This window comes from Paenirhizobium selenitireducens ATCC BAA-1503, assembly GCF_000518785.1.
GTDB lineage: Bacteria > Pseudomonadota > Alphaproteobacteria > Rhizobiales > Rhizobiaceae > Allorhizobium > Allorhizobium selenitireducens.
The window spans coordinates 333,160-353,420 of sequence record NZ_JAEG01000002.1; the positions used below are offsets into that span (position 1 = coordinate 333,160).

The 20,261-nt window shown below is 64.3% G+C and carries 17 protein-coding genes; 10 read left to right on the forward strand and 7 right to left on the reverse strand.

All coding sequences use genetic code 11. The features are described 5' to 3' along the window. Positions 1-64: 64 nt before the first annotated feature. Complete coding sequence (gene aspS, locus L867_RS0106115; RefSeq protein ID WP_028736059.1) at positions 65-1,855, reverse strand: aspartate--tRNA ligase; 1,791 nt, start codon at positions 1,853-1,855, stop codon at positions 65-67. A gap of 260 nt (positions 1,856-2,115) precedes the next feature. On the opposite strand from aspS, the gene L867_RS0106120 reads away from it, so the two are divergent. The 8 genes from L867_RS0106120 (at position 2,116) to L867_RS0106155 (ending at position 11,111) form a co-directional block, all read left to right on the forward strand. After that, positions 2,116-3,351: an MFS transporter gene (locus tag L867_RS0106120; RefSeq protein ID WP_028736060.1), complete on the forward strand. Its 1,236-nt coding sequence runs from the start codon at positions 2,116-2,118 to the stop codon at positions 3,349-3,351. 93 nt (positions 3,352-3,444) lie between these two features. Then, positions 3,445-4,848, forward strand: a complete 1,404-nt coding sequence (locus L867_RS0106125; RefSeq protein ID WP_028736061.1) for a multicopper oxidase family protein — start codon at positions 3,445-3,447, stop codon at positions 4,846-4,848. Positions 4,849-4,938: 90 nt separating this feature from the next. After that, positions 4,939-5,844 (forward strand): MBL fold metallo-hydrolase, encoded by a 906-nt coding sequence (locus L867_RS24670; protein ID WP_232363897.1) that lies wholly within the window; start codon positions 4,939-4,941, stop codon positions 5,842-5,844. Between the two features lie 127 nt (positions 5,845-5,971). Further along, the gene (gene rnd, locus L867_RS0106135) at positions 5,972-7,117 is read left to right on the forward strand and encodes a ribonuclease D (RefSeq protein WP_028736062.1); all 1,146 of its coding nucleotides are present in this window, start codon (positions 5,972-5,974) and stop codon (positions 7,115-7,117) included. A gap of 4 nt (positions 7,118-7,121) precedes the next feature. Further along, positions 7,122-7,616 (forward strand): GNAT family N-acetyltransferase, encoded by a 495-nt coding sequence (locus tag L867_RS0106140; RefSeq protein ID WP_028736063.1) that lies wholly within the window; start codon positions 7,122-7,124, stop codon positions 7,614-7,616. 10 nt (positions 7,617-7,626) lie between these two features. Then, a complete protein-coding gene (locus L867_RS0106145; RefSeq protein WP_028736064.1) occupies positions 7,627-8,625 on the forward strand; it encodes a small ribosomal subunit Rsm22 family protein in 999 nt (332 codons plus the stop codon). Continuing rightward, positions 8,609-9,613, forward strand: a complete 1,005-nt coding sequence (locus L867_RS0106150) for a DUF2891 domain-containing protein (RefSeq protein ID WP_028736065.1) — start codon at positions 8,609-8,611, stop codon at positions 9,611-9,613. Before L867_RS0106145 ends, L867_RS0106150 begins: the two co-directional genes overlap by 17 nt. Positions 9,614-9,755: 142 nt before the next feature. Then, positions 9,756-11,111, forward strand: coding sequence for an esterase-like activity of phytase family protein (locus tag L867_RS0106155; protein ID WP_028736066.1), 1,356 nt, complete (start codon positions 9,756-9,758; stop codon positions 11,109-11,111). Positions 11,112-11,183: 72 nt separating this feature from the next. Here the strand turns inward: L867_RS0106155 and L867_RS0106160 are convergent, their stop codons facing one another. From L867_RS0106160 to L867_RS0106180, 5 genes are all read right to left on the reverse strand, one after another. Continuing rightward, positions 11,184-11,492: a hypothetical protein gene (locus L867_RS0106160; protein ID WP_028736067.1), complete on the reverse strand. Its 309-nt coding sequence runs from the start codon at positions 11,490-11,492 to the stop codon at positions 11,184-11,186. 190 nt (positions 11,493-11,682) lie between these two features. Beyond that, positions 11,683-13,203, reverse strand: coding sequence for an exopolyphosphatase (gene ppx / locus L867_RS0106165; protein WP_028736068.1), 1,521 nt, complete (start codon positions 13,201-13,203; stop codon positions 11,683-11,685). 12 nt (positions 13,204-13,215) lie between these two features. Further along, entirely contained in the window at positions 13,216-15,408 is a 2,193-nt protein-coding gene (locus tag L867_RS0106170; RefSeq protein WP_028736069.1) for an RNA degradosome polyphosphate kinase, read from the reverse strand. A 63-nt stretch (positions 15,409-15,471) separates the two neighbouring features. Continuing rightward, positions 15,472-16,185, reverse strand: a complete 714-nt coding sequence (gene hdaA, locus L867_RS0106175) for a DnaA regulatory inactivator HdaA (RefSeq protein ID WP_028736070.1) — start codon at positions 16,183-16,185, stop codon at positions 15,472-15,474. Then, entirely contained in the window at positions 16,186-17,310 is a 1,125-nt protein-coding gene (locus tag L867_RS0106180) for an AI-2E family transporter (RefSeq protein WP_028736071.1), read from the reverse strand. Positions 17,311-17,534: 224 nt separating this feature from the next. Here L867_RS0106180 and purM point away from each other — a divergent pair, with 224 nt between their 5' ends. Together purM and purN are read left to right on the forward strand one after the other, a co-directional pair. Further along, positions 17,535-18,608, forward strand: a complete 1,074-nt coding sequence (gene purM / locus L867_RS0106185) for a phosphoribosylformylglycinamidine cyclo-ligase (RefSeq protein WP_028736072.1) — start codon at positions 17,535-17,537, stop codon at positions 18,606-18,608. After that, on the forward strand, positions 18,605-19,261 hold the full coding sequence (purN, locus tag L867_RS0106190; protein ID WP_028736073.1) for a phosphoribosylglycinamide formyltransferase: 657 nt from the start codon (positions 18,605-18,607) through the stop codon (positions 19,259-19,261). Before purM ends, purN begins: the two co-directional genes overlap by 4 nt. 3 nt (positions 19,262-19,264) lie before the next feature. Here purN and L867_RS24675 read toward each other — a convergent pair whose 3' ends face one another. Then, complete coding sequence (locus tag L867_RS24675) at positions 19,265-20,221, reverse strand: SDR family NAD(P)-dependent oxidoreductase (RefSeq protein ID WP_332308392.1); 957 nt, start codon at positions 20,219-20,221, stop codon at positions 19,265-19,267. Between the last annotated feature and the right edge of the window lie 40 nt (positions 20,222-20,261).

Genomic DNA, 20,261 nt, shown 5'->3' on the forward strand with positions numbered 1-20,261 from the left:
CAGCAAAAAGCCCCGGAAGCGACAGCTTGCCGGGGCTTTTTGATTGGTCGGCCTTTTAGGCCATTCAGTCCTTCTTCGGCTGCGGCACGACGCGCAGCGCCAGTTCGCGAAGCTGCGTCGGCGTTGCCGGCGACGGGGCGCCCATCAGCAGGTCCTGCGCCTGCTGGTTCATCGGGAAGAGCGAGATTTCGCGCAGGTTCTTCGCGCCGACGAGCAGCATGACGACGCGGTCGATGCCGAATGCGCAGCCGCCGTGCGGCGGGGCGCCGTACTGGAAGGCGCGGTAGAGACCGCCGAAGCGCTCTTCGACGTCGGCCTGGCTCAAGCCCACCTTTTCGAAGGCCTTGACCATCAGTTCCGGCGACTGGTTACGGATCGAGCCCGAGGCGATTTCGAAGCCGTTGCAGACGGCGTCATACTGATAGGCCTTGAGCGACAGCGGATCCTGGCTTTCCAGCGCTTCCAGACCACCCTGCGGCATAGAGAAGGGGTTGTGGGCGAAGTCGATCTTCTTTTCTTCCTCGCTCCATTCGTAGAACGGGAAATCGACGATCCAGCAAAGCTCGAAACGGTCGCGGTCGACAAGGTCCAGTTCCTCGCCGGCGCGGGTGCGGGCTTCGCCGGCGAACTTGTAGAATTTCGCCGGGTCGCCGGCGACGAAGAAGCAGGCGTCGCCCTCATCCAGGCCAAGCTGCGTGCGGATCGCTTCGGTGCGCTCCTCACCGATGTTCTTGGCGAGCGGGCCGGCGCCTTCGAGCACGGCACCTTCCTGACGCCAGAAGATGTAGCCGAGGCCCGGCTGGCCGGTCGACTGGGCCCAGGCGTTCATGCGGTCGCAAAAGGCGCGCGAACCACCCGTCTTGGCCGGGATTGCCCAGACTTCGACCTTGGGGTTCGAGGCGATCATGTTGGCGAAGACCTTGAAGCCGGAGCCGGCGAAATGCTCGGTGACGGCCTGCATTTCGATCGGGTTGCGCAGGTCCGGCTTGTCGGAGCCGTATTTGCGGATCGCCACGTCATAGGGAATGCGCGGCCAGTTCTGGGTGACCGGCTTGCCGTCGGCAAACTGTTCGAACACCTGGGTCATGACCGGCTCGATTGTCTCCCAGATATCTTCCTGGGTGACAAAGCTCATTTCCAGGTCGAGCTGGTAGAACTCGCCCGGCAAGCGGTCGGCGCGCGGGTCTTCGTCGCGGAAACAGGGGGCGATCTGGAAATAGCGGTCGAAGCCGGCGACCATCAGCAGCTGCTTGTACTGCTGCGGCGCCTGCGGCAGGGCGAAGAACTGGCCTTCGTGGATGCGGCTCGGCACGAGGAAGTCGCGCGCGCCTTCCGGCGAGGAGGCCGTCAGGATCGGCGTGGTGTACTCCCCAAAACCGATATCGCCCATGCGGCGGCGCATGTCCGAGATGATCTGGGTGCGCTTGACGATGTTCTTGTGCAGCGTGTCGCGGCGAAGGTCGAGGAAGCGGTACTTGAGGCGCACGTCTTCCGGATAGTCCGGCTCGCCGAAGACCGGCAGCGGCAGTTCCTTGGCGGCCGAGAGAACCTCGATCTCCTGGGCGTAGAGTTCGATCTCGCCGGTCGGCATGGTCTTGTTGACCGTGTCCTCGGTGCGGGCCTTGACCAGGCCGTCGATGCGGATCACCCACTCGCCGCGCACGGTTTCGGCCAGCTTGAAGGCCGGGCTGTCCGGATCGGCCACCACCTGGGTGATGCCGTAATGGTCGCGCAGGTCGATGAACAGCACGCCGCCATGGTCGCGGACGCGATGGACCCAGCCGGAAAGCCGGACGGTGGAACCGACATCGGTCTTGCGGAGAGCGGCACAGGTGTGGCTGCGGTAACGGTGCATGGTTTTATCCTGCATATTCTTTGAAGGGCATCCGGCAAGGGCACGGAATCGCGGGCTTTAAATCGCGCGGACAAGCGCATGACGCGCCCGATTTGTCAAGGCTGAAGGCTTAGCCGGGCCCGCGTTCGTGCCTGCGACAATCGATTTTGCTTATGGCTGCATTCACGACGTGAACTGTTTTCATCGGCCGGGCGCAGTTACAAGAATAGCGGCGCCCGGGAGGAACCGAGTCGTGCCGCTTCCAGCCCCGATAGGCCGCCATGTCGACGATCCGTCCGCTCATCCCTCTTCTCATCACCGCCGGAATCCTGATCGGCGGCAACGGGCTGCAGGGCACCTTCATCTCGCTCAGGGCGCTGGAGGAAGGCTTTTCGACCTCGATGATCGGCGTGATCGGCACCGGCTACAATATCGGCTTCGCCATCGGCTGCATCTATGTTACCCGCATCATCCACGCGGTCGGCCATATCCGGACCTTCTCGGCGCTGGCGGCGATCGCGTCTGCCGCCTCGATCTGCATGGTGCTGTTCGTCCACCCGACGAGCTGGTTCGCCATGCGGCTCGTGCAGGGCGTGTGTTTCGCCGGCCTGTTCGCCGTGGTCGAAAGCTGGCTGAACGCGCGGGTGACCAATTCGACGCGGGCCCGCACGCTGTCGCTCTACCGCTTCGTCGACCTTGGCGCCGTGACGCTGGCGCAATACATGATCCCGGCGGTGGGCATCGGCGGGTTCGAGCTGTTCGCCATCATATCCATGGCGCTGACGCTGTCGCTGGTGCCGATCTCCTTTGCCGACCGCTCCAGCCCCGAACCGCCGGAACACGTGCGCTTCGACATTCGCGTGCTGTGGAAAGTGTCGCCGCTCGCGACCGTCGGCTGCATCGTCGTCGGGCTCACCAATTCGAGCTTTCGTTCGCTCGGACCGATCTATGCCGACGGCATCGGCATGTCGGTGACGTCGATCGCCACCTTCATGAGCGTGGGCATCTTCGCCGGCGTCGTGCTGCAATATCCGCTCGGACATTATTCCGACAAGCTCGACCGGCGGCTGATCATTCTCATCGCCACCTTCGGCGCCTTTGCCGCCGGCCTGTTCCTCGCCTTCGTCGCCGGATCCAACGCCTTCCTCAACTTCGTCGGCATTTTCCTGTTCGGCGCCTTCGCCATGCCGCTCTATTCGCTCTGTTCCGCCCATGCCAACGACCATGCCGCGCCCGGACAGCATGCACTGGTTTCGGCGGGAAGCCTGTTCTTCTGGTCGCTCGGCGCGGTCATCGGCCCGCTGTTCGCTTCCGTCATGCTCGACAAGTTCGGACCGCGAGCCCTGTTCATCTATATGGTCGTCGTGCTCGCCGGCTTCATGGTCTACACGCTGAGCCGCATGCTGGTCCGCGAGGGCGTTCCGACATCGAGACGCAGCATGCGCTTCCGCAACCTGCTGCGCACCTCGACCTTCTTCAACAAGCTGGCGGCCCCGCCCTCCGACAAGGACGAATAGCTGCCCCTGCGGCAGTTTGGCCGCCCTTCGCATATTGCTGAAAGTCGAAGTCAACTTTAAACAGAACCGGACGACAATGATCCGGGGATCCCCATGGCCATTCTGACCCGCCGAAATCTGTTGAAGGTCTCCGCCGTGGCCGGCGCCTATGGCGCGGGCATGGTGCTGGCGCCGCGTCTTTCGGCGCTTGCCGCGGGCGATCCCGCCCTTCTCGACGCCCGGATCGTCGAGGCCATGCTCGACGGCAAGGGCAAGACCCGCAACGTCATGACCTATGCGACCGGCCCCACCGGCGCCGATCCCATGCCGCCGGTGCTTCGAACCCGGCGCGGCGAAAAATTCGCTGCCCGTTTCGTCAACCATCTCGACGAGCCGACGACGGTGCACTGGCATGGGCTGCGGATCGACAATGCCATGGATGGCGTGCCCTTCATCACCCAGCCTTACGTCTATCCCGGCGACAGCTTCGACTATGCCTTCACGCCGCCCGATGCCGGCACCTTCTGGTACCATCCCCACTGCAACACCCTGACCCAGATCGGCCGCGGGCTCGCCGGCATGCTGATCGTCGAGGATCCGAAGGACCCGGTCTTCGATGCCGAAATCGCGCTCAACCTGCGCGACTGGCGGCTTGGCGGCGACAGCCAGTTCATCGAGCAGTTCAAGGCGCGCGATGCGGCGAAGTCCGGCACGTTCGGCACGGTGCGCACCGCCAACTGGCAGGCCTCCCCCAGCTATGACGCTCCTTCCGGCGGTCTCGTGCGCCTCCGCATCCTCGTTGCCGACGTGACGCGGCTCTACAATCTGAGGCTCGCCGGTGCCGAGGCGCTGATCGTGGCAATCGACGGTCAACCCGTACCCGTCACCATGCCGCTCGACATGGCGGTGGTCTCTCCCGGCCAGCGGCTCGACCTCGTCGTGCGCATGCCCGACAGCGAGGGAACGGTGGTCGCGCTGGAGGACATCCGCCCCTCGACGCCGAAAACGGTCGCAAGTTTCCGCAGCGTCGGGCCCTCGCTGAAGCGCAGCCTGGGCGACGTGCCGCCCCTGGTCGCCAACCCGGCACCCGAACCGGATCTCGCCAATGCGACGCCGATCCCGCTGGTACTCAGCGCCACCGCCGAGGAGGCCGCCAAGGATTCGATCTGCGGTTCGCTCGGCTACTCCTTCTGGGCGATCAACAAGGTTCCCTATCCGGGCGACACGCCCGATCCCATGGCGCCGCTCGCCGAGATGAAGCTCGGCCGCACCTATCTGCTCAATGTCGAGAACGTCACACCACACGCCCATCCGATCCATATTCACGGCGTGAACTTCAAGGTCGTCTCCTCCTCGAAGAGGCAGGTCCTGCCGCTCGTCTCGGACACCTATCTGATCCTGCCAGACGAGAAGGTGCAGCTCGCCGTGGTCGCCGACAATCCGGGCGACTGGGTGTTCCATTGCCATATCATCGAGCATCAGAAAACCGGGATGACCGGCTATGTGCGCATCGTCTGAAGCCCCGCGGGGCAATTGACAACTGGCGGGACGTCGCGCGGGATGCGATAAATGCGCTTCTCGCGCCGCAGCACCCCAAGGAGCCAAGCCTTGCCGAATCTCGCCGCTACCATGACCGTGCTTGAGCCCTATCCCGGTCTCTATGCCTATTACGACGGCCGGATCGCCGGAAAGCGCCTTCATTCCGAGGCGAAGAACTGGCTCGACGATGGCGCCTATTCGCTCGGCATCGCCACCTATGCGCTGGTTTCGGGCCATGAGGCGATCGTCTACGACAGCCACACCTCGCTCGACCATGCCCGGGCGGTGCGCGACCATCTCGAAGGGCTGGGCGTCACCAGCATCCGCCTCGTGCTGAGCCACTGGCACACCGACCACATCGCCGGCAATGCGATCTTCGCCGACTGCGAGATCATCGCCAACCGGCTGACCGCGAGGACGCTGGAAGAGAACGTCAAGACGCTCGCCCGCAAGACGCCGCCGATCAATCCCGTCGTCATGCCGAACCGGCTGTTCGACCGGCAGATGACGCTGACGCTCGGCGGGCGCACGGTCGAACTGATGCAGTTCGACATTCACAGTGCCGACGGCACCGTGCTTTTCCTCCCCGACGAGGGCATCCTGCTGGCCGGCGACACGCTGGAGGATACCGTCACCTATGTTTCAGAGCCCGAGCACATCGCCACCCATATCGCCGAACTCAACCGGCTGAAGACCTTGCCGATCCGCCGCATCCTGCCGGACCACGGCGCGCGTGAGCGGATCGCCTCGGGCGGTTACGAGCCGAGCCTGATCGACGCCAATCGCGACTATCTGCAGCGGCTGCTCGATCGCGCCGAAGACCCGGCACTCGACAGCCTCTCCCTGCGCGACTTCGTGGCCGAGGATATCGCGGCCGGGCGCATCATCTATTTCGAACCCTATGAAGTGGTTCACCGCGCCAACATCGCCGAGGTGCGCAAGGCACGCGGGATCGGTGCCACCGATCCGGCCTGACATGTCCGGACGTGCGAAAAGCCGTGCGGCAATGCCTTGCGAGGGCGCGCAATGGGCCGTTCATATTGACATCACCGGTCGAAAGGGGAACTAAGGTTGATCAACTCTATTTCATGACCGAGCCCCAATGATCGAGACCACTGCCGCATTAGAAGAAGCCTGCCTCAAGCTGGCCCAATCGGATTTCATCACCATCGATACCGAGTTCCTGCGGGAAACGACGTTCTGGCCGGAGCTCTGCCTGATCCAGATGGCGAGCCCCGATCTCGAAGTGATCGTCGATCCGCTGGCCAAGGGCCTCGACCTTGCGCCCTTCTTCACGCTGATGGCCGACACCTCGGTGATCAAGGTGTTTCATGCCGCGCGGCAGGACATCGAAATCATCTTCCATCTCGGCAACCTGATCCCGCATCCGATCTTCGACACCCAGGTCGCGGCCATGGTCTGCGGCTTCGGCGATAGCGTCTCGTATGACCAGCTCGTGCAGAAGGTGAAGAACGTCCATATCGACAAGACGTCGCGCTTCACCGACTGGAGCCGCCGGCCGCTGTCGGAAAAGCAGCTCGACTATGCGCTGGCCGACGTCACCCATCTGCGCGACGTCTACCTGAAGCTGAAGGAAGAGCTGGACCGCGAAGGCCGCGCCGGCTGGCTGACCGAGGAAATGGCCATCCTCGAATCCCGAGAAACCTACGACCTGCATCCGGACGATGCCTGGCAGCGGCTGAAGATGCGGCTGCGCAAGCCGCAGGAACTGGCCGTCATGCAGTATGTCGCCGCCTGGCGCGAACGCGAGGCCCGCAACCGCAACGTACCGCGCTCACGCGTGCTGAAGGACGACGCGATCTACGAGATTGCGCAGCAGCAGCCGAAGGATACGGATGCGCTGAGCCGGCTGCGTACCATCCCCAAGGGATGGGAGCGTTCGACCTCGGGTGCCGCGATCATCGAACAGGTCAATGCGGCGCTGGCGTTGCCGAAGACCGACATGCCGCATGTCAATCGCCACAGCCAGGCCCCCGAAGGGGCACAGGCGGCCGTCGAGCTCCTGAAGGTTCTTCTGCGCCTCACCTCGGAGAAGCACGGCGTGGCCTCCAAGGTCATCGCCAATACCGAGGACCTGGAAAAGATCGCCGCCGAAGGCGAAAAAGCCGACGTTCCGGCCATGCATGGCTGGCGGCGCGAACTGTTCGGCGATGTCGCCCTGAAGCTCATTTCCGGCGGCGTCGGCCTGCGCTTCGTCGACAAGCGCGTCGAAGCGGTGGAATTCTAAGCCCATGGCAGCCGTGACGCTTCGGCGGGCAACCCCGGACGACATCGGCTACGTCATGCAGGTCGAGCGGCTGCCGGGCTATGACCATTTCATCGGCCAGTTCGACGCGGACCGACATCGGCAGCAGTTGAACGATCCGGCGATGAACTATTTCATCGGCGAGGACGAGGCCGGGTCGCCGGTGGGCTTCACGATCCTGAGCGGCCTCGACAATCGCGACGGCAATCTCTGCATCAAGCGCCTCGCCGTGGCCGTGCCGGAACGCGGCTACGGCTCACGCATGCTGGCCGCTATCATCGACCACGCATTCTCGACAACGCCCGTGCATCGGCTCTGGCTGGACGTCGTGCGGGACAATGCCCGCGCCTGGAACGTCTATCGCAAGGCCGGCTTCCAGGACGAAGGCATCCTGCGGGAGGCCGTGGTCACGCCGGACGGCGAGCGGACCGATCTCGTCATGATGTCGATGCTGCGGCCCGAATGGGCCGCGCGCGCTTAAGGTCCGCCCGATGGAACTCCCCGCCCCGCTCAGAGCCGCCGTCGAGCAGATGCTGGCGCACGAGCCGATCGAGCGCCTGGCCCGCGCCAGCGAAAAACTCTCCGACCGCTATCGGCGCGAAGTCCGCGACGGAAAATTCCATCTCGACGGAGAGCTCGCCGCCAAGGCCTATCTCGCCACCCGCCTGCCGGCGACCTATGCCGCCGTGCGCGCCGCACTCTCGATGATCGAAGACGCCTCGCCCGATTTCCAGCCGACGAGCCTTCTCGATTTCGGCGCCGGACCCGGCACGGTGTTCTGGGCGGCGAGCGATGCCTGGCCGGAACTGGATCGTGCCACGCTCGTCGAGACAAGCCCCGCCATCCGATCGGTCGGCTCGTCGCTGGCAAAACACTCGAACATTGCGACCAACTGGCTCGCCGGCGACATCACCGGCACCGTCCCGCCGCTCGAGCCGGCCGACCTGGTCACGCTCGCCTATGTGCTGGACGAGATTGCCGAGACGGCCATACCGAATGTCGTCAAGCGGCTCTGGGATCTGACCGCCCATACCATCGTCATCGTCGAACCGGGTACGCCGGCCGGCTGGCGGCGGATCCTTGCGGCGCGGCAGACGCTGATCGACGCGGGCGCCAAGGTCGTTGCGCCCTGCCCGCACGCGCAGACCTGTCCGATCACGGCACCCGACTGGTGCCATTTCTCCCGCCGGGTCGCACGCTCGCGGGTCCACCGGCTTTCCAAGGGGGCCGAAGTGCCGTGGGAAGACGAGAAATACATTTTCATCGCCGCCTCGCGCCACGCCGCCGCGCCGCCCGCCGCCCGCGTGCTGGCCCCGCCGCGCACTTCGAGCGGACTTGCCAGACTGAAGCTCTGTCTTGCCGACGGTCGCGCCGAGGAGCTGACCGTCAGCCGCCGCGACGGCGCCGTGTTCAAGGCGGCCCGCCGCGCCGACTGGGGCGACGCTTTTGAACCGGAAACGGGGAATGGGAGCGATGACGACGACGCTTGATCGCGAGACCGCCGACCGCTTCGCGCGGATCGCCCTTGGCCATGTCGAGCGGGAATATCCGCACAAGCCTGGCCATGTGTTTGCCGGGGCAAGCGAGGTGCATAGCCCGCGCGAAACCCATCCGGTCTTCTTCGGCAGCTTCGACTGGCATTCCTGCGTGCACGGCTACTGGATGCTGGTCCGGTTGCTCAACCGCTTTCCCGACATGCCATCGGCCGAGGCGATCCGCGCCCTGCTTAGCCGCCAACTGACGCCAGAGACCGTCGCCGGCGAATGCGCCACCTTCGATCGGCCGATGAATCGCGGCTTCGAACGGCCCTATGGCTGGGGCTGGTTGCTCAAACTCGCTGCTGAACTGGAGGTGGCCGAAGACGGCAGTCTTTCCCGGACCTTGCAGCCGCTGACGGAGCGGATCGTCGCACGCTTTCACGCGTTCCTGCCGGTTGCCACCTATCCGGTGCGGGTCGGCACGCATTACAACACCGCCTTCGCCCTTCGCCTCGCCGCCGACTACGGCGATGCGGTTGGTGACAAGAGCTTCATCGATCTGCTGCGCACGACGGCGCTCCGCTGGTATGGGCCGGACCAGAATTGCCCCGCCTGGGGCGAACCCTCGGGCGACGACTTTCTGTCCTCGACGCTGATCGAGGCGGAATGCATGCGCCGGCTGCTGCCTGCTCCGGATTTTGCCGACTGGTTCGCGCGCTTCCTGCCCGGCCTCGAAAGCGGCGAACCGCAGCCCCTGTTCTCCCCGGCCGCGGTCTCGGATCGCTCCGACGGCAAGATCGCCCATCTCGACGGGCTCAACCTGTCGCGCGCCTGGTGCTGGCGGTCGCTGGCCGCATCGGCCGAGGAGACGGACGCCCGCCGGACGATCATGAACGCGGCGGCCGATTGCCATCTGCAGGCAGCCCTGCCCCATGTCGCCGGCGACTATATGGGCGAGCACTGGCTGGCGAGCTTTGCCGTGCTGGCGCTGGAGGCGTGAGAAAGTCCTTCCCCCAACGCGCGCCCACTGATCGCTGTCACGCTTGAGGACAGTCACCGAAACTTCATCGAACAGAGATCGCTCTGACATGGGCGCTCCCTAACCATGCCGCGTCTGAAACCGTCTCACGAATGGTGACGCCATGAAAAATCATCTCTTTGCTTCCGTATCCCTTTTCCTCCTCGCCACTCCGGCCTTCGCCGACGAAACCGCTTTTCCGGCCAAGCTCGTCAGCCATGCCGTCCTGCCGGCCAATTCGATCATCGCCGCCCCGGCCGATGCTCCGGCCCATCTCAAGACCTCGGGCAAGTTCACCACCTCCGACCGCAAGCGCGCCGAAGGCCTCGGCACCGTGCCCGGCAAGGACGGCGTTCGCCCGACCGGGCTTTCCATGCCCTTCGACGGCCAGGCCATGCAGGGCTTCTCCGGCATCAAGACCATGGAGGACGGCACGTTCTGGAGCCTGTCCGACAACGGCTTCGGCTCCAAAGCCAATTCCAGCGATTCCATGCTGATGCTGCATCACATCAAGTTCGACTGGGACGCCGGCAAGGTCGAGCATCTCGAAACCGTATTCCTGTCCGACCCGGACAAGAAGTCTCCGTTCCCGATCGTCATGGAAGGCGCCGAGCAGCGCTACCTGACCGGCGCGGATTTCGACGTCGAGTCGATTCAGCCCACGGCCGACGGCTTCTGGGTGGGCGAGGAATTCGGCCCCTATATCCTGAAGTTCAGCAAGGACGGCAAGCTGACCGACGTGATCCCGACCAAGGCCGGCGAGATCGAGGTGAAGTCGCCGGACAATGCGACGCTCGTCGTTCCGGCCAATCCGACCGCCAAGATGCCAGCCTTCAACCTGAAGCGTTCGGGTGGCTATGAAGGCATGGCGATGTCGAAAGACGGCTCGAAACTCTACGGCCTGCTCGAAGGTCCGCTTTTCCTCGAGGACGGCTCGGTCGAGAAGGCGGATGGCCTGACCGCCCTGCGCATCATCGAGCTGGATGTCGCCTCGAAGGCCTGGACCGGCCGTTCGTGGCTCTATCCGCTGTCGGAAGGCGGCGAGGCGATCGGCGACTTCAACATGATCGACGGCACGACCGCCCTCGTCATCGAGCGCGACAACGGTGCGGGTGCGGCCGAGAAGGCTTGCGCCGACCCGAAGAAGCCGGAACCGACCTGCTTTGCCACGCCGGCCAAGCACAAGCGCATCTACAAGATCGAGATGACCGACGAGAATGCCGGCAAGGCCGTTCGCAAGATCGGCTATATCGACCTGATGAAGATCGCCGATCCGGACAGCAAGAAGCGCCAGGGCGGCGGCGAAGGCTTCTACGACATGCCGTTCGTCACGATCGAGGATGTCGACGTGATCGACGCTACCCACATCGTCGTCGGCAATGACAACAACCTGCCCTTCTCGGCCGGCCGCGCGCTCGACAAGGCGGACGACAACGAATTCGTCCTGCTGGAAGTCGGCGAATTCCTCGCCGCGAAGTAAGCCAGTCCAACGCTGCAAATACAGGAAAGCCGGCGGGATCTCCCGCCGGCTTTTCCCGTAAGTCACACAGGTTCAGAGATAGAGCACGTTGCTCGTCGGCGGCTCCCAGTTCTGCGCCTTGCCGGAAATGTCGTAGGCAAAGCTGCCGTCCGCGTTCGGTTGGGGCGACGGCCGCGTCGGGGCGGGCGTCTGGGCGGCGGCCGCAGTCAGATCGTCATAGGTGTAGGACTTGGTCCAGTCGATCGATGTTCCGGTCGACGGAGCCTTGGTCATCCAGGCCAGGCTCGCGGCATCCGTCGTCGTCTGCGGAGACTTCTGGAAGACCGTATAGTTTGCGCCACTGCCGGAATTGTTGACCACCGATATGCTGTAAGATGCCATGATAGTATTCACCTCGTTATGTCGAATAACGGCAAACTATTGCGAACACCGGCGAATACAACGACCGGAACTGGGTGCATTTCCTTTGCAAAACAAGTGGTTAAGCGGCAACAAACGTAACAGGTAAAATGCAACGGAATTTGGGGTGGGTCGTCCGATGTCGCGCAAGCGGATGGACGGCAGGCCGCTGTTATTCGAACCGGAAGGCCAGTCGCTTGCCGGTCAGGCGTGCGAGCTGTTGCAGTCGGCCGTCCAGACGTTCGCCGGCGAAATCGCGATAGGCCGAGGGCACGACGAATTCCAGGTCGAGATCGGGCCGCGGGGCCTTGCGGAAAGTCAGGTTGTGGACGATGCCGGGCATCGAGGCCGAGAACAGGTAGACCACACGCAGCAATCCGCCGAGCAGCTTGGCGCGCTCCAGCAGGCGTTCGGTGGCGATCGTCGCCAGCGGACCGGTCTGGCCGTCGTCGTTGAGCCCCTCGAAGCGATAGTAGTTGGCGAGCGCGATGAAGGCGCGGCCCGGATGGGTGATGCCGACGAAGGACGAGTGGGCGATGATGTTCAGCGCCTGCAGCCCGCGATAGTCGGGGTGAGCACGCCAGCTGATATCGGCAAGCAGGCAGGCCGCTTGCCGGTAGCGGCTTTCTTCCTCGGTCTCGGCGACGTCGAAATACGGCATCATCCGGCCCGTCCAGTCGGCGAGTTCGCGGGCGTGCTCGGGCGAGCGGGCGCGCAGGATCGCCAGTTCGTCGGCTGCGGTGAGAAGCGGATCGAGCGCCCGGTCTTCCTCCGACAGCAGCGAATAGAGATAGCCCTCGCGCACGCCTTGCGCCGAAAATGACACGCGCGCCGGACGCATCGCGTCCAGCACCTCGCGCATGGCGATCGCGCCGTAGGGCAGCAGGGATCGACGGCTCTTGGAGATTGCGCCCCAGGCCGGATCGCGGACGCTGGCTCCGGAGATGATTTCGTCGAGGAACTGGGCGATTTCGTCGAACTGCAGTTCATAGCCCTGCATCATGTGCAGCGGATATTTCCGCATTTCCATGTGCAGCTTGGCGATGTTTCGCCATGTCCCGCCGACCGCATAGAAGGTGCGGTCCCTGCCCCGCTGCAGCATGGCGGCCGGGCGGATCAGCTTGCGGGCATAGGCCCGTGCCGCTCCAAGCGAGCCGCCGACCGTCTCCGACAGCCTCAGGCCACCAAGCGGAAGGGTGATCCCGGTGCCGAGTTCGCGGCCCTTGATGTCGATGAGTTCGAGCGAGCCGCCGCCGAGGTCGCCGGCAATACCGTCCGGATCGTGGAAGCCGCTGACGATGCCGAGAGCGGAATAGAGCGCCTCCTGTTCACCGGTCAGAACCTCGATGCCGCGACCGAGTATCTCCTCGGCGCGACGGATGAAATCGGGGCCGTTGGCCGCCTCGCGGGCCGCCGCCGTGGCCAGCACATACATCGCGGTTGCCCGCGCCTGGCGCGACAGCGCGCCGAAGCGGCGCAGCGAAGTCAGCGCGCGCGCCACGCCCTCGTCGTCCATCCGTCCGGTGGTCGCGAGACCCTTGCCGAGACCGCAGAGCACCTTCTCGTTGAACAGCACCGTCGGCGCCCGCGACAGGCCTTCATAGATGACCAGTCGGATCGAGTTCGAACCGATGTCGACGACGGAGACAGGGGCTATGCCAGGCAACCGCCCCTGCGCTTCTGATCTTGTCATGAAGTACCAGTTTTATTGTTTCCTGCCGGAGATGATCCCGGCAATCAGTTTCGGCGCGCTTTCTTTCAGCGATTCTCCCCGACCCGAAAGGCTCGGATTGGTCATGAAATAGTGCTGCGCGTTAAAAGGTTCCTCGCCGGGCCGCACTTCCATGCGCCGCGACGTTCCGTCGGGCAATATCTCGTAGCTCTGTTGGTTGTCAATCAAGTTGCCCAGCATGATCTGTGAAAGAACCTGCTCATGGACAGTCGGGTTGACGAGCGGCACGAGGGTTTCGACTCGACGGTCGAGATTGCGCGGCATCATGTCGGCCGAACCGATATAGACCAGCGCGTTTTCCGACGGCAGGCCATGACCATTGCCGAAGCAGAAGATGCGGCTGTGCTCGAGAAAACGGCCGACAATCGACTTCACGCGGATGTTGTCGGACAGACCCGGCACGCGCGGCCGCAGGCAGCAGATGCCGCGGATGACCAGGTCGATCTCGACGCCGGCCTGGCTGGCGCGATAGAGCGCATCGATGATCTCCGGATCGACCAGCGAATTCATCTTCATCCAGATCGCCGCCGGCTTGCCGTTGCGCGCGCTGGCGGTTTCCTCCTCGATGTGACGCAGGATGCGCGGCCGCAGCGTGTAGGGCGATACCGCGAGCTTCATTCCTTCTTCCGGCTCGCCATAGCCGGTGATGAAGTTGAAGACGTTCGCCATGTCATGCGCGATCTTCGGGTTGCAGGTGAAGAAGGACAGGTCGGTATAGATCTTCGCCGTCACCGGATGGTAGTTGCCGGTGCCGAGGTGGCAATAGGTCCGAAGCTTGCCGTCCTCGCGCCGCACGACCATCGACATCTTGGCGTGGGTCTTGAGTTCGATGAAGCCGAAGACAACCTGGACGCCGGCACGTTCGAGGTCACGCGCCCAGCGGATGTTGGCCTCCTCGTCGAAGCGCGCCTTGAGCTCGACCAGGGCCGTCACCGACTTGCCGGCATCGGCGGCGTCGATCAGCGCGCGCACGATCGGGCTGTCGTTCGAGGTGCGGTAGAGCGTCTGCTTGATAGCCAGGACGTCCGGATCGCGCGCCGCCTGAAGCAGGAACTGCACGACGACGTCGAAGGACTCGTACGGATGGTGGACCACCATGTCCTTTTCGCGGATCGCCGCCAGGCAATCGCCGGCATGCTCGCGCACGCGTTCCGGAAAACGGGCATTGTAGGGTTCGAAACGCAGGTCGTCGCGCGGTGCCTTGGCGATTTCGGAAATGGTGTTGAGCGCCAGCAGGCCCGGCAGAACCGCGACGCGATTGTCGGGAACGGCCAGTTCATGCACGACGAACTGGCGCAGGCCGACCGGCATCTCGGAGTCGACTTCGATCCGGATCACCGATCCGCGACGGCGGCGCTTAAGTGCCGTCTCGAAGTAGCGCACCAGATCTTCGGCCTCTTCCTCCACTTCGATATCGCTGTCGCGGATGATGCGGAAGGTGCCGAAGCCCCTGACCTCATAGCCGGGATAGAGCCGGTCGATGAAAAGCCCGACCATGTCCTCCAGGGTAATGTAGCGGATCGTCGACTTGTCGTCCGGCAAGCGGACGAAACGGTCGAGCGTCGGCGGCAGGCGCAGAAGGGCCGTCATCGGCTCCGCGGTGCGCCGGCTTTCGAGCTGCAGGCCCATCGAGAAGCCGAGATTGGGGATGAAGGGGAACGGATGAGCCGGATCAATCGACAGCGGCGTCAATACCGGGAAGATCGATTCCTCGAACTCGGTCGCCAGCCAGGCCCGGTCTTCGCGCGAAAGCGCCGCCGGCCGCACGATCAGGATGTCCTCCTTGGCGAGATATTGCTGCAGGACGGCCAGCGAAGCCTGCTGCTCCATCTGCAGATTGTCGATTTCCTTCAGAATATCGTCCAGCTGCTCGGCGGGCGTCTTGCCGTCCGGGCTGCGGATCGCGATGCCCTGCCGCACCTGTCCCTCGAGACCAGCGACGCGAACCATGAAGAATTCGTCGAGATTGGCGGCGGAAATCGACAGGAAGCGGACGCGCTCCAGCAGCGGATGCGCCGTATTGAGGGTTTCCTCAAGCACCCGGCGATTGAACTGCAGCCAGGAAAACTCGCGATTGATGAAGCGCAAGGGGCTGTTGGACAGATCCTCCGGTGCCTCTCCCACGACCACGTCGGGAGTATTCGTCTCAGTCACCACAGAATCCATTGCCCATCCCTCAATTGCCGGAGTGCCCGCAATTATAACAGTTTGACGACAATCCTGTGACGCTCACTCCGTGCCGTCAGGCTCGTAGAGTTCACCCAGGACTTCGGCTGCCAGCGCCCGCGTAATTTTCGTCCGTCGAGACAGGGCCAGCCGGTCGATTCGATCGACCACCTCCTGTGCCGCGGCGCACGAGCGCTCCATGCGCTTAACGATATAGTCGACGATCTTGTCGTCAATATTAAGCTGACGATCGGCAAACAGCTTGACGATGACCTGGGACAGCAGCGCCTCGTCCGGGCTACCGATCTCCACCATGGTCGCCGCCTTCAGGCGCGAGCGCAGATCGGGAAGCGCCACCGGCCAGGAGAGCGGCCAGGTGCGCGACGTCATGAGCAGGCTCGTGCCGTGTTCGCGCACGCTGTTGATCACATGGAACAGTTCGACTTCGTCGAACCCTGTTCGGTCGGCATCCTCGAGCAGCACGGGGCCCTTGGCGGCAACCTCGGCCGCCGCGCCGCCCGCCACAGGGTTGATCGCGGTCGCCCCTGCCTGCTCGCGCCAGATCTCGGCCAGGTGGGATTTGCCGGAGCCCGGTGGGCCCGCCAGGATCACCACCGGCGATGGCCAGTGGGGCCAACGGTCGATGAGCGCGACGGCCGTCGCCAGACGGTCCGAAACCAGAAGGTCGTCGCGGCCCGACGCCGTGCCGTGCTTGAAAGCGAGCGGCAGCTGTTCGGCTGCCCTGCGGCGCGGCGCGGCCTTCATTGTGTCACGCATCTACTTCTCTGAAACGCCGGGTTTAGGCCCGCCATCGACGGGCGTCGACGGCCCATAATACAAATCGCTTTCAAGATACCGCTTCAGGGCGAAGCGGACAAGCACGCCGACCGACGCCGCCGCCGGCACGGCGACGAGCACGCCGACAAAACCGAACAGCGCGCCGAAGGCGAAGAGAGCGAACATCAGCCAGACCGGGTGAAGTCCGACACTCTCGCCCACCCATTTCGGCTGCAGGATATTGCCCTCGATGAACTGGCCGGAGAAGAAGAATCCGACGACGATGATCAGGTGGACATAGTCCGGCCAGAACTGCACCAGCGCCACTCCGGCGGCGAGCACCAGGCCGACGGTCGAACCGACATAGGGAATGAAGCTCAAGAGGCCTGTGAGGAAGCCGATCAGCAGACCGAAATTCAGGCCGATCAACGACAGGCCCACGGCGTAATAGATGCCGAGGAACAGGCAGAGCGAGCCCTGGCCGCGGATGAAGCCGGCAATGGTGCTATCAAGTTCGCCGGCGATCTCGCGGACGACGGCGACGTTGTTGCGCGGGATCCAGCCATCGACCTTGGCGATCATCCGGTCCCAGTCGAGCAGCAGGTAGAAGGCAACGACAGGGGTAACCACCAGCAGCGAGGCGATGTCGACCAGCGCCTTGCCCGAATTCCAGATCTGCGCCAGCAGCGTTCCAAGGAAGCCGACGCCTTCGGACAGATACTTGGAGAAGTTCTCCTTCAGCGCATCCGTCTGGGTGCCGAGCCAGCCCGGCAGCCATGCGGCATTGGTGGTGGTGATGTAGGTCTGCAACTGCGTGATGTAGCCGGGTATGTGCTGGATGAACTCATTGAACTGATTCACCAGGATCGGGATGATGATCATCAGCGACAGGACGAAGACGACGATGAAGGTAACCAGGATCACCACGGTCGCCCACATGCGCGAAAGGCCCAGTCGTTCCAGCCGATCGGCGACGGGGTCCAGGAAGTAGGCGAGTGCCATGCCGGCGATGAACGGCAAAAGGATGGTGCGGAAGGTCATCAGGAAGAAGACAAAGACCAAGAGCGCGACAGCCCAGAACAGCACCTGCCGCCGAAGCCCGCTACCACTGATGTGCTGAACCATTGTCCGCCTTCCTCTTTCTCGCTACCGCATACCTTGCCGGCTCTTCTAGCAGGAAACGCCAGATAGGTCAGGCCGAAAGCGAAGGTCAAGGCTGAGCACCCGCAGGAGCGTGACGACAACGGCGAAAACGCCGGAAAACCGTGCTTTGCCCGTCGCGCGACTTGCATATCCGGGCTCTTCATGCAATGGCCACCGGCAATATCGACACCCATCGGAGGCACGAGATGAGCCAGTCTGGACGCAACGGTTTGACCTATAGCGACGCGGGCGTCGACATCGATGCCGGCAATCTGCTGGTCGAGAAGATCAAGCCGGCCGTCCGCTCGACGCGCCGTCCGGGTGCCGATGGCGAGATCGGCGGCTTTGGCGGCCTGTTCGACCTGAAGGCCGCGGGCTTCACCGATCCGGTTCTCGTCGCCGCCAATGACGGCGTCGGCACCAAGCTGAAGATCGCCATCGACGCCGGCATCCACGACACGGTCGGCATCGACCTCGTCGCCATGTGCGTCAACGACCTCGTGGTCCAGGGCGCCGAACCGCTGTTCTTCCTCGACTATTTCGCCACCGGCAAGCTCGACCCGGACCAGGGTGCGGCGATCGTCGGCGGTATCGCCGCCGGCTGCCGCGAGGCGGGCTGCGCGCTGATCGGCGGCGAGACCGCTGAAATGCCGGGCATGTATTCCGGTGGCGACTATGACCTGGCCGGCTTTGCCGTCGGTGCCGCCGAGCGCGGCCGGCTGCTGCCTGCCGGCGACATCGCCGAAGGCGACGTGATCCTCGGGCTTGCCTCCTCGGGCGTGCATTCCAACGGCTTTTCGCTGGTGCGCAAGATCGTCGGCCTCTCCGGTCTCGACTGGAATGCGACCGCCCCCTTCGACACGGCCAAGACGCTGGGCGCCGCCCTGCTTGAGCCGACCCGCATCTACGTCAAGCCGCTGTTGAAGGCGATCCGCGAGACCGGCGCCTTGAAGGCGCTCGCCCACATTACCGGCGGCGGCTTCCCGGAGAACATTCCGCGCGTACTGCCGAAGCACCTCGCCGCCTCGATCGACCTTGACGCCATCACCGTTCCGCCGGTCTTTTCCTGGCTCGCGCGCACCGGCGGCGTTGCCCAGAACGAGATGCTGCGCACGTTCAACTGCGGCGTCGGCATGATCGTTGTCGTTGCCGAGAAGGACGCGGCGCGCGTTACCGAAGTGCTCTCCGCCGAAGGCGAGAAGGTCGTGACGCTCGGCCGCATGATCGCCCGCGCCGAGGGCGAGGCCGGCACCCGCTACGAAGGCAAGCTCGCTCTATGACGACGGCCCGCAAACGCGTCGTCGTCTTCATTTCCGGCGGAGGTTCGAACATGGTGGCGCTGGCCGATGCCTGCGCCACCCCGGACTTCCCGGCCGAGATCGTCGCGGTCATCGCCGACAAGCCGACGGCGGGCGGACTGGCCAAGGCTGCCGAGCGCGGCATCGCCACGCATGTGTTCGAGCGCCGCGCCTATGCCAGCAAGGCCGAGCACGAGGCGGCGATCCTTGCCGCACTTGCAGCACTCTCGCCCGACATCATCTGCCTCGCCGGCTATATGCGCCTGCTCAGCGCCGATTTCATCCGTCCCTATCAAGGCCGGATCCTCAACATCCATCCGTCGGTGCTGCCGCTGTTCCCCGGCCTGCATACCCACCAGCGAGCGCTCGACGCCGGCATGATGGTGGCGGGCTGCACCGTGCACTTCGTCACCGAGGGCATGGACGAGGGACCGATTGTCGCCCAGTCCGTCGTGCCGGTTCTGCCCGGCGACACGTCGGACAGCCTCGCTGCCCGGGTGCTGACCGTCGAGCACCGCAGCTATGCCAAGGCGCTGCGCCTGTTCGCCGACGGCACGCTCCGCATGGACGCCGACGGCCGTGTCGTGCGGACCGGCTATGCCGGAGACGCGGCGGCGAGCCTGGTCTCGGTCTAGAGACTATTTCGCATTGCCCATGAAATAGGACGCGCCCCAGGCCAGCAGGCTGCGGGGGAGAAGACGCGTGGAAAGGGTGATGAGCTTGTTGGCGACGCCCGGCACCACGCTCGGCCGCCCGGCATAGAGGGCCTTGAGGCTCGCCTCGACCACAGCCTCGGGCGTCATCAGCACCGCGGATGCCATCCGGTTGAGCCGGTGTCCGGCCCGGTCCCAGAAGGGCGTTTCGGTCGGCCCGGGGCAGGTCACGCTGACGACGACCTTGCGGCGGGCGAGCTCGCGATGCAGCGCATGGCCGAAGGCCAGCACATAGGCCTTGGACGCGGCATAGACCGCATATCCGGGGATCGGCTGGTAGGCGGCGGTGCTCGCGACCAGGAGGATATGCCCGCCGCCGCGCTCGGCCATGGCGCTTGCAAAGAGATGCGATAGATCGGTCAGCGCCCGCACGTTGACGTCGACCATTCCGAGTTCGGCGTCACGCGGTCGCGAGACGAATCGGCCCTGAACGCCGTAGCCGGCATTGGCCACCAGTGTCTCGACGATGAGACCGCGCGCGTCGATCGCTTGCTTCAGGCGCAAACAGGCATCCGGCTCGGCCAGATCGGCGACTTCCACGACCACCTCGCCACCGTGGCGGCTTAGTTCCGCCGCCAACGCCTCCAGAGCGTCGGCCTTGCGAGCGGTCAGCACGAGATTGTAGCCGCGCCGGGCCAGTGCCATGCCAAACGCTTGTCCCAGCCCTCCCGTCGCGCCCGTAATCAAAGCCCATTTGCGATCGTCCGCCATTGCCCTCTCCCTCACTGCCGCCCAATCATCGGGAAAAACACCCGGCGTCGCAAGCGCCAAGGGTGGCGCCGAGGATGCATGCGCACCCACCAAAACGGGTTCCTGCACAAAAAGCACGAATGGGCCCAGATTTGGCCGCCACAAGGTCCAGAAGTGGCCGATCCAAGCCATTGAGATTATTTGCGTTTTCCGCAAGAGTGCCGGCCATCGG

What these genes read in the sequence shown, in the direction of transcription:
- L867_RS0106125 (WP_028736061.1), top strand. Translation starts at nt 3,445, where the DNA reads ATGGCCATTCTGACCCGCCGAAATCTGTTGAAGGTCTCCGCCGTGGCC.
- L867_RS24675 (WP_332308392.1), bottom strand. Translation starts at nt 20,221, where the DNA reads ATGGCTTGGATCGGCCACTTCTGGACCTTGTGGCGGCCAAATCTGGGC.
- L867_RS0106140 (WP_028736063.1), top strand. Translation starts at nt 7,122, where the DNA reads ATGGCAGCCGTGACGCTTCGGCGGGCAACCCCGGACGACATCGGCTAC.
- L867_RS0106170 (WP_028736069.1), bottom strand. Translation starts at nt 15,408, where the DNA reads ATGGATTCTGTGGTGACTGAGACGAATACTCCCGACGTGGTCGTGGGA.
- L867_RS0106180 (WP_028736071.1), bottom strand. Translation starts at nt 17,310, where the DNA reads ATGGTTCAGCACATCAGTGGTAGCGGGCTTCGGCGGCAGGTGCTGTTC.
- hdaA (WP_028736070.1), bottom strand. Translation starts at nt 16,185, where the DNA reads ATGCGTGACACAATGAAGGCCGCGCCGCGCCGCAGGGCAGCCGAACAG.
- purM (WP_028736072.1), top strand. Translation starts at nt 17,535, where the DNA reads ATGAGCCAGTCTGGACGCAACGGTTTGACCTATAGCGACGCGGGCGTC.
- L867_RS0106155 (WP_028736066.1), top strand. Translation starts at nt 9,756, where the DNA reads ATGAAAAATCATCTCTTTGCTTCCGTATCCCTTTTCCTCCTCGCCACT.
- L867_RS0106150 (WP_028736065.1), top strand. Translation starts at nt 8,609, where the DNA reads ATGACGACGACGCTTGATCGCGAGACCGCCGACCGCTTCGCGCGGATC.
- aspS (WP_028736059.1), bottom strand. Translation starts at nt 1,855, where the DNA reads ATGCACCGTTACCGCAGCCACACCTGTGCCGCTCTCCGCAAGACCGAT.
- L867_RS0106120 (WP_028736060.1), top strand. Translation starts at nt 2,116, where the DNA reads ATGTCGACGATCCGTCCGCTCATCCCTCTTCTCATCACCGCCGGAATC.
- purN (WP_028736073.1), top strand. Translation starts at nt 18,605, where the DNA reads ATGACGACGGCCCGCAAACGCGTCGTCGTCTTCATTTCCGGCGGAGGT.
- L867_RS0106145 (WP_028736064.1), top strand. Translation starts at nt 7,627, where the DNA reads ATGGAACTCCCCGCCCCGCTCAGAGCCGCCGTCGAGCAGATGCTGGCG.
- ppx (WP_028736068.1), bottom strand. Translation starts at nt 13,203, where the DNA reads ATGACAAGATCAGAAGCGCAGGGGCGGTTGCCTGGCATAGCCCCTGTC.
- L867_RS0106160 (WP_028736067.1), bottom strand. Translation starts at nt 11,492, where the DNA reads ATGGCATCTTACAGCATATCGGTGGTCAACAATTCCGGCAGTGGCGCA.
- rnd (WP_028736062.1), top strand. Translation starts at nt 5,972, where the DNA reads ATGATCGAGACCACTGCCGCATTAGAAGAAGCCTGCCTCAAGCTGGCC.